The following is a 13,674-nucleotide window of genomic DNA, read 5'->3' on the forward strand; positions in this document are numbered from 1 at the left end:
TCTGAAGGAGTTTTCATTTAAAAATGGCGGCGACCTACTCTCCCACATAATTGCAGTACCATCGGCGCTGTCAGGCTTAACTTCTCTGTTCGGAATGGGAAGAGGTGGAACCCTGACGCTATAACCACCTAAAATAAGTTATTAGTTACAAGTTACAAGTTACAAGTTACAAGTAATTATATTTTATCTTTACTTGTAGCTGGCAGCTAGTCACTACTAACTGGTTATGACTATCGGCAAAAAGAGAAAAAGCTGTGAAGAAACTACTAACTATTAGCTATTAACTACTAGCCCTATCAAATACAATAAGGCACTAAAAAAGCATTTCGGGCGATTAGTATTACTCGGCTCTACATCTCTGTTGTACACCTGTAACCTATCAACGTTGTCATCTACAACGACCCTCATGGATATCTTATCTTGAAGATGGCTTCGTGCTTAGATGCTTTCAGCACTTATCCAAACCGAACGTGGCTACCGGGCAATGCTCCTGGCGAAACAACCCGTCGACCAGAGGTTCGTCCAACACGGTCCTCTCGTACTAGTGTCAGACCTCCGCAAATATCCTACGCCCACAATAGATAGAGACCGAACTGTCTCACGACGTTCTGAACCCAGCTCGCGTGCCACTTTAATGGGCGAACAGCCCAACCCTTGGGACCTTCTCCAGCCCCAGGATGTGACGAGCCGACATCGAGGTGCCAAACCATTCCGTCGATATGAGCTCTTGGGAATGATCAGCCTGTTATCCCCGGAGTACCTTTTATCCTTTGAGCGATGGCCCTTCCATACGGAACCACCGGATCACTATGCCCTAGTTTCCTACCTGATCGACTTGTTGGTCTCTCAGTCAAGCGCGCTTATACCATTATACTCTACGACCGGTTACCAATCGGCCTGAGCGCACCTTTGGAAGCCTCCGTTACACTTTTGGAGGCGACCACCCCAGTCAAACTACCCACCATACAGTGTCCTCGCATCCGCGAGTTAGGACCCAAACAACAGAAGGGCCGTATTTCAAGGATGGCTCCACGAACACTGGCGTGCCCGCTTCAAAGCCTCCGGCCTATCCTACACATCTGTTGCCCAGATACAATGTAAAGTTGCAGTAAAGGTTCACGGGGTCTTTTCGTCCCATTGCGGGTAATCGGCATCTTCACCGATACTACAATTTCACCGAGCTCACAGCTGAGACAGTGAGAAGATCGTTACACCATTCGTGCAGGTCGGAACTTACCCGACAAGGAATTTCGCTACCTTAGGACCGTTATAGTTACGGCCGCCGTTTACTGGGGCTTCAATTCAATGCTTCGAGTTACCTCTAACATCTCCTCTTAACCTTCCAGCACCGGGCAGGTGTCAGGCCTTATACTTCTTCTTACGAATTTGCAAAGCCCTATGTTTTTGATAAACAGTCGCCTTCTCCATTTCTCTGCGGCCTCCCACTCAACATGGGTAGGCGTCCCTTCTCCCTAAGTTACGGGACTATTTTGCCTAATTCCTTAGCTGTGAATCACTCGAGCGCCTTAGTATTCTCTACGCGACCACCTGTGTCGGTTTATGGTACGGGTACTCATAAGATTAAGTTTAGCGGATTTTCTTGGGAGTCTGATTACATCCATATCCGATTGTACAAGTACTCTCGGTACTATCAGGTTCGACTCTAAAAGCGGATTTGCCTACTTTTATCAACGTCTACACCCTTCAACGTGCTATTCCGTCAGCACGCAGGACTTTCACTACTCCGTCCCCACATCACTCTTATAAGTAGTACCGGAATATTAACCGGTTCTTCCATCGGCTTCGCCTGTCGGCTATACCTTAGGCCCCGACTAACCCTGATCCGATTAGCGTTGATCAGGAATCCTTAGTCTTTCGGCGGAGGTGTTTCTCGCACCTCTTATCGTTACTTATACCTACATTTGCTTTTCCAGACGCTCCAGAGTAAGTTATCTTACGCCTTCGACGCCGACTGGAATGCTCCCCTACCGATATATACATATCCCATAGCTTCGGTAATACGCTTAATGCCCGATTATTATCCATGCCAAACCGCTCGACTAGTGAGCTGTTACGCACTCTTTAAATGAATGGCTGCTTCCAAGCCAACATCCTAGCTGTCGCTGCAGTTCGACTTCGTTAATTCAACTTAGCGTATATTTGGGGACCTTAGCTGATGGTCTGGGTTCTTTCCCTCTCGGACATGGACCTTAGCACCCATGCCCTCACTGCGTGTAAGCATTTATAAGCATTCGGAGTTTATCAGGACTTGATAGGCGGTGAAACCCTCGCATCCAATCAGTCGCTCTACCTCTTATAAACTCAATACACACGCTGCACCTAAATGCATTTCGGGGAGTACGAGCTATCTCCAAGTTTGATTAGCCTTTCACCCCTACCCTCAAGTCATCCGAAGACTTTTCAACGTCAACCGGTTCGGTCCTTCAGTTGGTGTTACCCAACCTTCAACCTGCTCAAGGGTAGATCACTTGGTTTCGCGTCTACTCCTACTAACTATGGCGCCCTGTTAAGACTCGCTTTCGCTTCGGCTGCGCACCTGAAGTGCTTAACCTTGCTAGTAAGAGTAACTCGTAGGTTCATTATGCAAAAGGCACGCCGTCACAGCACGAAGCTGCTCCGACCGCTTGTAGGCAGACGGGTTCAGGGTCTATTTCACTCCTCTGTTCGAGGTTCTTTTCACCTTTCCCTCACGGTACTGGTTCACTATCGGTCTTCGGGGAGTATTTAGCCTTACCGGATGGTCCCGGCAGATTCACACAGGATTTCTCGTGTCCCGCGCTACTCAGGATACTGCTATCAATATAAAATCGTACTTATACGGGGCTATCACCCTCTTTGGCATTACTTTCCAGAAAGCTTCTAATTGAATTTTATATCGAATGTCGCAGTCCTACAACCCCATATGTGCATTGCTACAGATATGGTTTGGGCTAATCCGCGTTCGCTCGCCACTACTTGCGGAATCACTTTTGTTTTCTCTTCCTCCTGGTACTTAGATGTTTCAGTTCCCAGGGTTTGCTCACTACATGGTAGTGTGACTGGCCTTCAGCCAGCCGGGTTGCCCCATTCGGAAATCCAGGGATTAAGGGATATTTGCTCCTACTCCTGGCTTATCGCAGCTTGTCACGTCCTTCATCGCCTCCCGAAGCCAAGGCATCCACCGTCTGCCCTTCTCTTGCTTCTTTATTTTTTTTGAAGTTGAAAGGTCAAAGTGTAAAGGTTAAAGTATTGCTACTTTTCACTTGCTACTTTTTACTTTCTACTTGTTGTCTTGCTCTATTGTATTTAATATTGCAGTTGCTTTACTACTTTTTTCTCTTTTTCCAATATGTCAAAGATCTTCTTTCCAATTGTTAATTTCTAATGTTCAATTATTATTGGAACCGTGATTTTTCCGGGGTTCAATCCGTCAAATCGTCTTTTCAGTGTTTTTTGTTCTTCTTTTTACTGCACCTACTCGTTTGTAAGTGTGTTTTTCTCCGTCTTGTAATCTTGTTTGCTTGTATACTGCAAACTTGTTTACTTACTTTTGGTGGAGAATAAGGGACTCGAACCCTTGACCCCCTGCGTGCAAGGCAGGTGCTCTAAGCCAACTGAGCTAATCCCCCGTGGTTTTAATTATTAATTTATAATTATTAATTAATAATTGTTGTTGTAGTCCCAGGCAGAGTTGAACTGCCGACCTCTACATTATCAGTGTAGCGCTCTAACCAACTGAGCTATAGGACTGGCTGTTGTCAATGACAATTATTAATGATTAATGTTTAATGATTAATTATTATTTTCATTGAGTTCTACCCTCTTTTCGCTTACTAACTAATAATTAATCATTAATAATTAGCATTTGATGCTGGGCTTTGTATCATTTTTTTAATCAAACAACGTGGCAGTATAAAGAAAGGAGCTCTTTTTGGACATAATACCTTTACTTATAATCAAGGTTATAATCTATCGCTCCAGAAAGGAGGTGTTCCAGCCGCACCTTCCGGTACGGCTACCTTGTTACGACTTAGCCCCAGTCACCAGTTTTACCCTAGGACGCTCCTTGCGGTTACGTACTTTAGGTACCCCCGGCTTCCATGGCTTGACGGGCGGTGTGTACAAGGCCCGGGAACGTATTCACCGCGCCGTGGCTGATGCGCGATTACTAGCGAATCCAGCTTCATGGAGTCGAGTTGCAGACTCCAATCCGAACTGAGAAGGGTTTTTAGAGATTAGCATCCTGTCGCCAGGTAGCTGCCCGTTGTACCCTCCATTGTAACACGTGTGTCGCCCCGGACGTAAGGGCCGTGCTGATTTGACGTCATCCCCACCTTCCTCACACCTTACGGTGGCAGTCTCACTAGAGTCCTCAGCATCACCTGTTAGCAACTAATGATAGGGGTTGCGCTCGTTATGGCACTTAAGCCGACACCTCACGGCACGAGCTGACGACAACCATGCAGCACCTACACTATCGCCATTGCTGGAAGTCTAATCTCTTAGACGGTCGATAGCATTTCAAGCCCGGGTAAGGTTCCTCGCGTATCATCGAATTAAACCACATGTTCCTCCGCTTGTGCGGGCCCCCGTCAATTCCTTTGAGTTTCATTCTTGCGAACGTACTCCCCAGGTGGAATACTTAACGCTTTCGCTGTACCGCTTACTGTGTATCGCAAACAGTTAGTATTCATCGTTTACTGCGTGGACTACCAGGGTATCTAATCCTGTTTGATACCCACGCTTTCGTGCCTCAGCGTCAGTTACAGTCCAGCAGGCTGCCTTCGCAATTGGGGTTCTGTGTAATATCTAAGCATTTCACCGCTACACTACACATTCCGCCTGCCTCTACTGCACTCAAGAACACCAGTTTCAACGGCAATTTTACAGTTAAGCTGCAAACTTTCACCACTGACTTGATATCCCGCCTACGCACCCTTTAAACCCAATAAATCCGGATAACGCTTGCATCCTCCGTATTACCGCGGCTGCTGGCACGGAGTTAGCCGATGCTTATTCGTAAAGTACATACAAAATCTTACACGTAAGACGTTTTATTCCTTCACAAAAGAAGTTTACAACCCATAGGGCAGTCATCCTTCACGCGACTTGGCTGGTTCAGACTTGCGTCCATTGACCAATATTCCTCACTGCTGCCTCCCGTAGGAGTCTGGTCCGTGTCTCAGTACCAGTGTGGGGGACCTTCCTCTCAGAACCCCTAATGATCGTTGCCTTGGTGGGCCGTTACCCCGCCAACTAGCTAATCATGCGCATGCTCATCTGTAAGCCATAAATGTTTAACTGTTCTTCCATGCGAAAAAACAGTGTTATGCGGTATTAGTCCGGATTTCTCCGGGTTATTCCCCACTTACAGGTAGATTGCATACGTGTTACGCACCCGTGCGCCGGTCGCCGGCGGTCTATTGCTAAACCCCGCTGCCCCTCGACTTGCATGTGTTAGGCCTGTCGCTAGCGTTCATCCTGAGCCAGGATCAAACTCTTCGTTGTATCTTTTTATTTTTTTAGCTCAAGATTATATCGTAATTATAGGTTTTTTGACGGTATTATAAAAAAAACTTTTACCTTTCCTTATACTACATTTGTTGTTCAATTTTATTCAAAGATCTTCTTGTGCAGTGGGAAAAATTCCCGGACTTGCTCGCGCAAATACTCTGCTTTATATGTGATACATAAAGCGGCTAAACTTTATATGTCGTGTTGTGCTTGTTTGCCAAACCGGTGCTACCGGCTGCTTTTTCTCGGAAGGAACGCGCTTGTCCTAACCGCTTTTGGCGTGTGCTATTTTTTATTTAGCGAAACGGATTGCAAAGGTAAACCTTTTTTTTATCCTACCAAAATTTTTTGAAACTTTTTTTGAACTTTCTTAAAACTCGTTTGTTTTAAACTATTCGGCTGTTTAAACTGAACAACCCTTCGTTCTCTAAGCGGGTGCAAAAATAGAAACTCTTTTTTTATTATACAAATTATTTTTACCCTTTTTTGTGCTGTAAAACACTTTTTTTTCAAAACAACTGAAAACAAGAGAGTTATAATCCGGTTCTTTTCATCACCCGTGCTTTAACGTCCTAAAGCGGGTGCAAAGATAGAAAATGTTTGGTTATAAAAAAATGATTTCTTTAAAATAATTCAGGGGTAAAAAACGGAATAAGTAAGAAACTGCTGATTGACAAACAATTATTGTACAAATATTTTTTTAAGAATATCCTAAACTTTTAAAAGTTTTGTTTGTTTGTAATGAAAGCTATCTTAATTTGTGATATAAAACTCCTGCAATTCCGGTAATAATTGATTGCATACATAAGGTTTAAATAAATTAAATGTTTATTATTGTGGTCTAACTTTTGTATTATTGCAGGGATTTTATTGTTTTTATTTGTTCTTATGACGAGAAAGAGAAATACATTATTGCTTATAATAGTACTTATAACTACTACTGTGTTTGCAAACGAGCCTGTTTTTAAACAGGGAGAAACGCTTAAGTATAAAATAAGGTATGGTTTTATTAATGCCGGTTATGCTAATTTTGAAACAAAAAAGGGTGAAATCGATAGCACTCCGGTATTTCACTCGATAGTGACTGCCAAAACTACCGGATTTATCGACCAACTGTATAAGCTCCATGATATATACGAAAGTTATCATGATATTGATAGCGGACTACCGTATTTATCGGTAATGAACCTCAGCGAAGGGAAATACAGATATTATAATGAAACAAGGTTTTTCCAGAACGAGCTATATGCATCCAGCAACAAGACTGATACGCTGATAAATTTAGAAAAAGAAACTTTCGATATCGTTTCTGTTGTTTACTATTTCAGAAGGATGAATTGGGATAACTTGTCGCCCGACGAGGTGATAGAACTTCCCGTCCTGTATCGCAACACACACTTCCCCATGTATGTGGTATATAAAGGAAAGGAAGATATTACGATTAACAAAAACACGTATCGCTGCCACAAGTTTTCTCCAATCATGGATACGGAAAGTATTTTTCAGAAAAAGGAAGACATGATAATATGGTTTAGCGACGATAAAAATAAAATTCCTGTTGGCATCAAATTCAATTTATTAGTAGGTGCCTACCGTGTGGAACTGGAAGAATATGAAAACCTGCTTCATCCGTTTGACGCAAAGCTATAAATCCTCCCCATATAATCTCCCCCCATGTAAGCGAGGGCTATAAATTCTAATTAAATTATTCAAATACATACGTGCCGCAGGCACGCTACTTTATTTATAATTGTAGCGTACCTACGAATGCTAATAATAAGCAAGCTCAAAAAAAGAGTTTAACTGCCGGAAGATTTTAAAATCATCTTACTCTCGGTTGTTTACTAAACGAACAAGGTGGAGCTTTGCTGAATGATATTACTAAAGTTTAAAAAGAGACGAATATTCAGAGATTTTTGTCCTTTATATATATAAGGTAAAAATCCACAACTCGCAACATGGTTTTGCCTTAGTCGAAAAACTTTTTCGGCTTAGGATAAAAAGTTATACTTTTGCACTTCATATTCAAATAAAAAATTCATGAATTCAAATGTATTTAGTAATCTGCCATACAAAGTGGCTGATATGTCGCTTGCGGAGTTCGGGCGTAAAGAGATAGAACTTGCCGAAAAAGAGATGCCCGGCTTAATGGCATTAAGAGAAAAATACGGAAAAGAGAAGCCTCTTAAAGGCGCACGCATCATGGGCTCGCTGCATATGACCATACAAACGGCTGTACTTATTGAAACGTTAGTGGAACTGGGGGCACAAGTGCGTTGGTGTAGTTGTAATATTTATTCGACCCAAGACCATGCTGCTGCGGCTATTGCTGCAACTGGTGTTCCGGTTTTTGCTTGGAAAGGCGAAACATTAGAGGAATATTGGTGGTGTACGCTTCAGGCATTGACTTTTGACGGGCATAAAGGACCAACTGTAATTGTAGATGATGGCGGTGATGCTACCATGATGATACACGTGGGTGTTGAAGCCGAAAAAGATTCCTCGGTATTGAACAAAGCTACGGATGGCGAAGATGAACAAGAGTTATATAATATATTGAAGAAGGTACTTAAAGAAGATAATGGCATCTGGACAAGAATGGCTACTGAAATAAAAGGTGTTTCGGAAGAAACTACAACAGGTGTTCACCGCTTGTACCAAATGATGGAGCAAGGTAAACTTCTATTTCCTGCATTCAATGTGAACGATTCGGTTACTAAATCGAAATTCGACAATCTTTATGGTTGCCGCGAGTCTCTTGCCGATGGTATTAAGCGCGCTACCGACATTATGCTGGCAGGAAAAGTGGTGGTTGTGTGCGGTTATGGCGACGTAGGAAAAGGGTGTGCAAGGTCGATGCGTGCATATGGGGCACGGGTGTTGGTTACCGAGATTGACCCTATCTGTGCACTTCAAGCAGCAATGGAGGGATTTGAAGTGTGTACTGTAGAGGATGCGCTACCCGAAGGAAACCTGTATGTTACCACCACCGGAAACCGTGACATTATCCGTATCGAACATATGGAAAAAATGAAAGACGGAGCTATTGTATGCAACATCGGGCATTTTGACAATGAGATACAGGTGGACAAATTAAAACGATTCCCCGCTATACAACACGTTAATATAAAATCGCAGGTTGATAAATACATTTTCCCTGATGGACACAGTATTTTACTGTTGGCCGACGGCCGATTGGTAAACTTGGGCTGTGCCACCGGGCACCCTTCATTCGTGATGAGCAATTCTTTTACCAACCAGACTTTAGCTCAAATCGAACTTTATACAAAAGCATATGAAGTGGGTGTATATCGTTTGCCCAAACATCTGGACGAAGAAGTTGCCCGTTTACACTTGGAACAACTGGGGGTTAAACTCACAAAGTTAACACCGGAACAAGCCGCTTATATCGGTGTAACTCAAGATGGGCCATATAAACCGGAACATTACAGATACTAAACAGCAGTTACAAGAAATTAGTTACGAGTTACAAGTATTGTTCGCTGAAATTAAATTCTTATCAAATACTTACCAAAACAAAAAAACTTTCGATTTTACTCGAAAGTTTTTTTGTTTTATACTTATTTCTTTAAAATCAGTTTTCCAAAAAATTCAGGTCTGTGAAAATCGGGCGATTCCGTGTTTATAGGAGACCAACTGAGATAGTGAGGTGATTCTGTACCGTCGGCACATTTATAAAAGTTACCCATGAAATAGTCCGACATGTTTCCTTCTTCAACACCCAGCAATGAAAATGGAATTTTAACCACCAAGTCCCATGTAAACATCCCTTCCATTTCTTTAAAAGCACGACGTCCTAAAGAGGAATGTCTTTTAATCAGTTGCATTTCTTCCGCCGACAATGGACGGACATCAGCATCCCTACCCTTACGCCTTGTTGCCAAACAAGTTCCGATACAATTAAATTCAAAATTCATATAGTAATCATCTCCCGGCTTCATGCAGAAAAATTCTACACAGCTATCCTCGTACACAGGCTCTTGGTCTTCTGTATATATTGCCCTAAGCATGCTGCCATGTACATTAAATTTAATGTACAAAGCGGTTTGCGAATAAGCTACGGAAAAAGTTGTTATCGGCCGGTAACTGAATAACTTTGGCCAATTCAGTATATCAACGGCTTCCCGCTTTCCTTCATTGTCCAAAACTTCTCCAACCCCACCTTCTATGCTAACACTGTCGAGAGAGGGAATATATGGAATTTCAACCTGTTTCATGTAAATAACCTTCCTTTGCTTAATTCTATTAATATGCAATATTACCTATTTTATTTGATAAAATAAAGATAAAGGCTCTTAATAATAAAAAATCTTTACTTATCTTCCGGTTTTAGCTTGATTATATAACTAAAACCCAAGAAAACCGCCTCTACTTTATTTTCGCCACAGTTTATTATAAGTATTCTTACCCTTGAAGTAATACTGCAACACTATGCTTCGGGGCAAAATTTCAGGGATATTCAGCACTGCCGAGTGTTGAATATTCTCCCTTCTTTTATCATCATATTTTCCACGCAGCTTTTTATAATGCCTCCGAGCCACAAAAATCTTAAAGGCATTTGCAATACGCCCTGTCAGAAACAAGTGAAGTGCTGCCAGATAATCAAAAAAATAACGGATAAACATTGTTTTCCTCAGCGAGTTCTCCGGCAGGTTTTTATACAGCATCAACAGGTTGTTCCGGTAATTCAAATAAGTTTTATAAGGGCTTTCGGTGCTTAGCGTCCCCCCGCCTACATGATATACTTTACTTTGAGGAATACAAACGATACGTTGTCCACGGCTTCGCAAACGCCAGCAAAGGTCTATTTCCTCCATGTGTGCGAAAAAACTGCCATCAAAACCATCCGTATCCCAAAATTTTCCCGCACGAATCATAAAACAAGCTCCTGTAGCCCAAAATATATCTATTATATCATCGTATTGCCCCTCGTCCTTTTCGATGGTACGCAAAACGCGCCCACGACAAAAAGGCATCCCTAAAGAATCTATAAACCCACCTGCAGCACCGGCATATTCAAAATTTTCTTTATCCTGATACGAGCAAATTTTAGGCTGGCAAGCCGCCACGTCCTCGTTTTTATCCATATACTCGACCAAAGGATGCAACCAGCCTTTGGCAACCTCAACATCCGAGTTCAACAACAAGAAATATTCTGCATCTTCTACACGGAATAATGCTTTGTTGTACCCTTCGGCATAACCATAGTTCTGATCCAAGGTAATGACATTCACTGTAGGAAAATCTTTTTCCAATACGGATAAAGAATCATCTGTCGATCCATTATCGGCAACAAAAATTTCAACACCCTCTATCTTGGTATTCTTTATCAAAACCGGCAAAAACTGCTTCAAATACTGAGCACCATTCCAGTTTAATATAACTATGGCTACTTTCATCTGATAAAAACTTTTAATTCAATTCTTTTTTCTTTACTTTCTTTTGTGTTTCCAGCGCTTATGAGTCCACAACCAATATTCAGGAGCTTTTCTTATCGCATCCTCCAGCATCCGGGTATATATTTCGGTTATCTCAAACTCTTTCATTTTCGTAGGCTCTACAGCTATGGGAACAACCTCGCACTTATAATAGCCCCGTTTCACTCGCGTTACCGACACATACACTACCGGATAATCAAATTTTTTAGCCAGTTGCTCCGTTCCTGTAATCACAGGTGTATCCTGATTCAGGAAATTCACCCGGTGATGAATGTTGTTGGGAGAAGGGGTTTGGTCCGAAAGCATCCCGAACATGCACAGCTTCGATTCATTTCGCAGCCGTACCATTGCACGCAAAGTTTCATTTTTTTCTATGTTTTTTGCCCCGAAGCGTACCCGAAGCGAATACATAAAACGGTCGAAATTCTTGCTTTTCAGCCTGCGGTACACCTGATACACCGGCTTATCCGGATAAAACATCGAAAAACTCGATGTCCATTCCCAATTACCATAGTGCGAGGTCATCAGCATTACACTCTTCCCTTTGGCATACTGCTCTGCCATAAACTCTCCGTTAATATACACCATGCGCCGGTTCATCTGCTTCTTGCTCATGTGCATAAGTTTGAGAGTCTCTACAAACAAATCGCAAAAATAACGGTAAAAACGACGTTCGATTTTGCGCCTTTCTTTCTCACTTTTCTCCGGAAACGAATTTCTCAAATTCGTACGGGTAACCTTTTTGCGGTAGCCAACTATATAATATAGTATCAAAAAACAAAAATCGGACAACAGGTACAACACACGCAACGGAAACAATGTGATGACCCAAGCAAAAGCATAAAATATATAGTACATATTTTTATTTCTTTGTGCAAAATTTAGACAAGCTATAAGCTACAAAGTTACTAAAATAGTTTATTCTAAGGTTTCGATATTCAATTTACTTCAAATATTTATAATCATTATCATTCAGTCTCTCCCCCCTGAATAAAAAAATCGGCGGGTGACTTTGAGTTACCCGCCGATTCTTATTAATAAAATCACGCTATAATCTTATTTCGTAGCTTTCTTTGCATCTTTCTCAGCCTTTTTTGCGGCTTTTTCCATTTCTTTTCCGGTTTTTTTAATTCCTTTTTCCAAATCCTTGCCAGTTTGTTCTATAGCATCTTTGGCCTTTTCGGCCGATGTTTTTTGTTTGCACGACCCGAATGACACCAACATTCCGCCAACGAGCAACACTAAAAATACTTTTTTCATATCCGTTATCATTTAAAATTGTTAAACAAATCAGGATGCGTTGTAAAACCCCGCATCCTGAAATATATTTTATAATATCTACTTTTTCAGTTTATGCTCCGAAATCGTCGAACATCAACATTTCGCGTGGAACACCCAAATCGTATAACATTTTTTCTACAGCAGCAGCCATAGGTCCCGGTCCACACATGTAGTATTCAATATCTTCCGGCGCATCGTGGTCTTTCAGATAATTATTCAGGATTACCTGATGAACAAACCCTGCTGTATATTTCACACCCGCTTTGTCAGCCTCAGGGTCTTCACGGTCGAGAGCCAGATTGAATGTAAAGTTAGGGAATTTCTTTTCAAGCTCAAGGAAATCTTCCATATAGAACACTTCGTTCAAAGCACGTGCTCCGTACCAGTATGATATTTTACGGTCGCTTATTTCCAGCGTTTTCAGCAAGTGCAGCAAGTGCGAACGCAATGGAGCCATACCGGCACCACCACCTACATACAACATTTCGCGTTTCGAATCCAAAAGAGGATGGAACTCACCAAACGGACCGGATACCATTACTTTGTCGCCCGGTTTCAGGTTGAAAATATAAGAAGACGCTATACCCGGCGAAACATTCATAAAACCTCCCTTTTCGCGGTCGAAAGGAGGAGTAGCAATCCGCACATTCAGCATTACAATGTCACCCTCGGCCGGATAGTTAGCCATAGAGTATGCACGTGTAGTTTCTTCAGTATTTTTACAAGTAAGATCCCACATCTTGAACTTATCCCAGTCGCCACGGAAACGTTCTTCTACAGCAAAGTCAGAGAATTTAATATCATACTTCGGAATATCTATCTGGATATACCCTCCCGATATGAAATTCAGGTGCTCGCCTTCCGGCAGTTTTACCACAAATTCTTTAATATAGGTTGCTACATTATTATTGGAAACAACTTCGCACTCCCATTTTTTCACACCAAGTATCGACTCGTCCATCTTGATGGACATATCGTTTTTCACCTTCACCTGACAGCTCAAACGCCAGTGGTCTTTTACCTCCTTGCGCGAAAAGTGTACAGTTTCGGTAGGGAGAATCTCGCCCCCACCTTCCAATACCTGACAACGGCATTGTGCACAAGTACCGCCTCCACCACAAGCCGAAGACAAATATATATTCTGATTGGCTAATGTGCTCAACAGCGTTCCTCCCGACTCGGCTACTACTTCTTTATCACCATTGATGGTAATTTTAACATCGCCCGAAGGTATCAGATAACGTTTTGCTACAAGCAAAACAATTACTAAAAGCAGGATTAACACTAAAAATACAATTATAGTGGTAATCATTGAAGTTGCGTCTATCATATTGTTCATTTACTATTTTAGCATTTACTATTTGTAAGAAAGTAAATTGACAAAACAGTTTATTTTTAATGTTTATATTCTAAATTCTTT

At 42.0% G+C, this 13,674-nt stretch carries 7 protein-coding genes, 2 tRNA genes and 3 rRNA genes; 2 read left to right on the forward strand and 10 right to left on the reverse strand.

What is annotated here, in order from left to right; genetic code table 11:
- Window positions 1–21 precede the first annotated feature (21 nt).
- The 5 genes from rrf to D0T49_RS01025 all read right to left on the reverse strand — a co-directional run bounded on the left by rrf (window position 22) and on the right by D0T49_RS01025 (window position 5,508).
- Window positions 22–132, reverse strand: a 5S ribosomal RNA gene (gene rrf / locus D0T49_RS01005).
- Between the two features lie 181 nt (window positions 133–313).
- Window positions 314–3,206 (reverse strand): 23S ribosomal RNA (locus D0T49_RS01010).
- A gap of 345 nt (window positions 3,207–3,551) precedes the next feature.
- Window positions 3,552–3,629 (reverse strand) — tRNA-Ala (locus tag D0T49_RS01015).
- A gap of 47 nt (window positions 3,630–3,676) precedes the next feature.
- Window positions 3,677–3,750: transfer RNA gene (locus tag D0T49_RS01020), tRNA-Ile, on the reverse strand.
- A gap of 231 nt (window positions 3,751–3,981) precedes the next feature.
- Window positions 3,982–5,508: ribosomal RNA gene (locus tag D0T49_RS01025) — 16S ribosomal RNA — on the reverse strand.
- The 16S, 23S and 5S rRNA genes sit together here with 2 tRNA genes alongside, the layout of an rRNA operon.
- A gap of 894 nt (window positions 5,509–6,402) precedes the next feature.
- Here D0T49_RS01025 and D0T49_RS01030 point away from each other — a divergent pair.
- Window positions 6,403–7,164, forward strand: a complete 762-nt coding sequence (locus tag D0T49_RS01030) for a DUF3108 domain-containing protein (protein WP_163628731.1) — start codon at window positions 6,403–6,405, stop codon at window positions 7,162–7,164.
- A gap of 390 nt (window positions 7,165–7,554) precedes the next feature.
- Entirely contained in the window at window positions 7,555–8,973 is a 1,419-nt protein-coding gene (gene ahcY / locus D0T49_RS01035) for an adenosylhomocysteinase (protein ID WP_163628732.1), read from the forward strand.
- A 122-nt stretch (window positions 8,974–9,095) separates the two neighbouring features.
- Here ahcY and D0T49_RS01040 read toward each other — a convergent pair whose 3' ends face one another.
- The 5 genes from D0T49_RS01040 to nqrF all read right to left on the reverse strand — a co-directional run bounded on the left by D0T49_RS01040 (window position 9,096) and on the right by nqrF (window position 13,593).
- Window positions 9,096–9,752, reverse strand: a complete 657-nt coding sequence (locus D0T49_RS01040; RefSeq protein ID WP_163628733.1) for a carbohydrate-binding family 9-like protein — start codon at window positions 9,750–9,752, stop codon at window positions 9,096–9,098.
- 156 nt (window positions 9,753–9,908) lie between these two features.
- Window positions 9,909–10,934, reverse strand: a complete 1,026-nt coding sequence (locus tag D0T49_RS01045; RefSeq protein ID WP_163628734.1) for a glycosyltransferase family 2 protein — start codon at window positions 10,932–10,934, stop codon at window positions 9,909–9,911.
- A 33-nt stretch (window positions 10,935–10,967) separates the two neighbouring features.
- Window positions 10,968–11,831 (reverse strand): lysophospholipid acyltransferase family protein, encoded by an 864-nt coding sequence (locus D0T49_RS01050; protein ID WP_163628735.1) that lies wholly within the window; start codon window positions 11,829–11,831, stop codon window positions 10,968–10,970.
- Window positions 11,832–12,029: 198 nt separating this feature from the next.
- Entirely contained in the window at window positions 12,030–12,233 is a 204-nt protein-coding gene (locus D0T49_RS01055; protein WP_163628736.1) for a hypothetical protein, read from the reverse strand.
- Window positions 12,234–12,324: 91 nt separating this feature from the next.
- Window positions 12,325–13,593, reverse strand: coding sequence for an NADH:ubiquinone reductase (Na(+)-transporting) subunit F (nqrF, locus tag D0T49_RS01060; protein ID WP_370519556.1), 1,269 nt, complete (start codon window positions 13,591–13,593; stop codon window positions 12,325–12,327).
- Window positions 13,594–13,674: the final 81 nt, after the last annotated feature.

It is taken from the genome of Paludibacter sp. 221, assembly GCF_010501035.1.
Taxonomy (GTDB): domain Bacteria; phylum Bacteroidota; class Bacteroidia; order Bacteroidales; family Paludibacteraceae; genus QVMH01.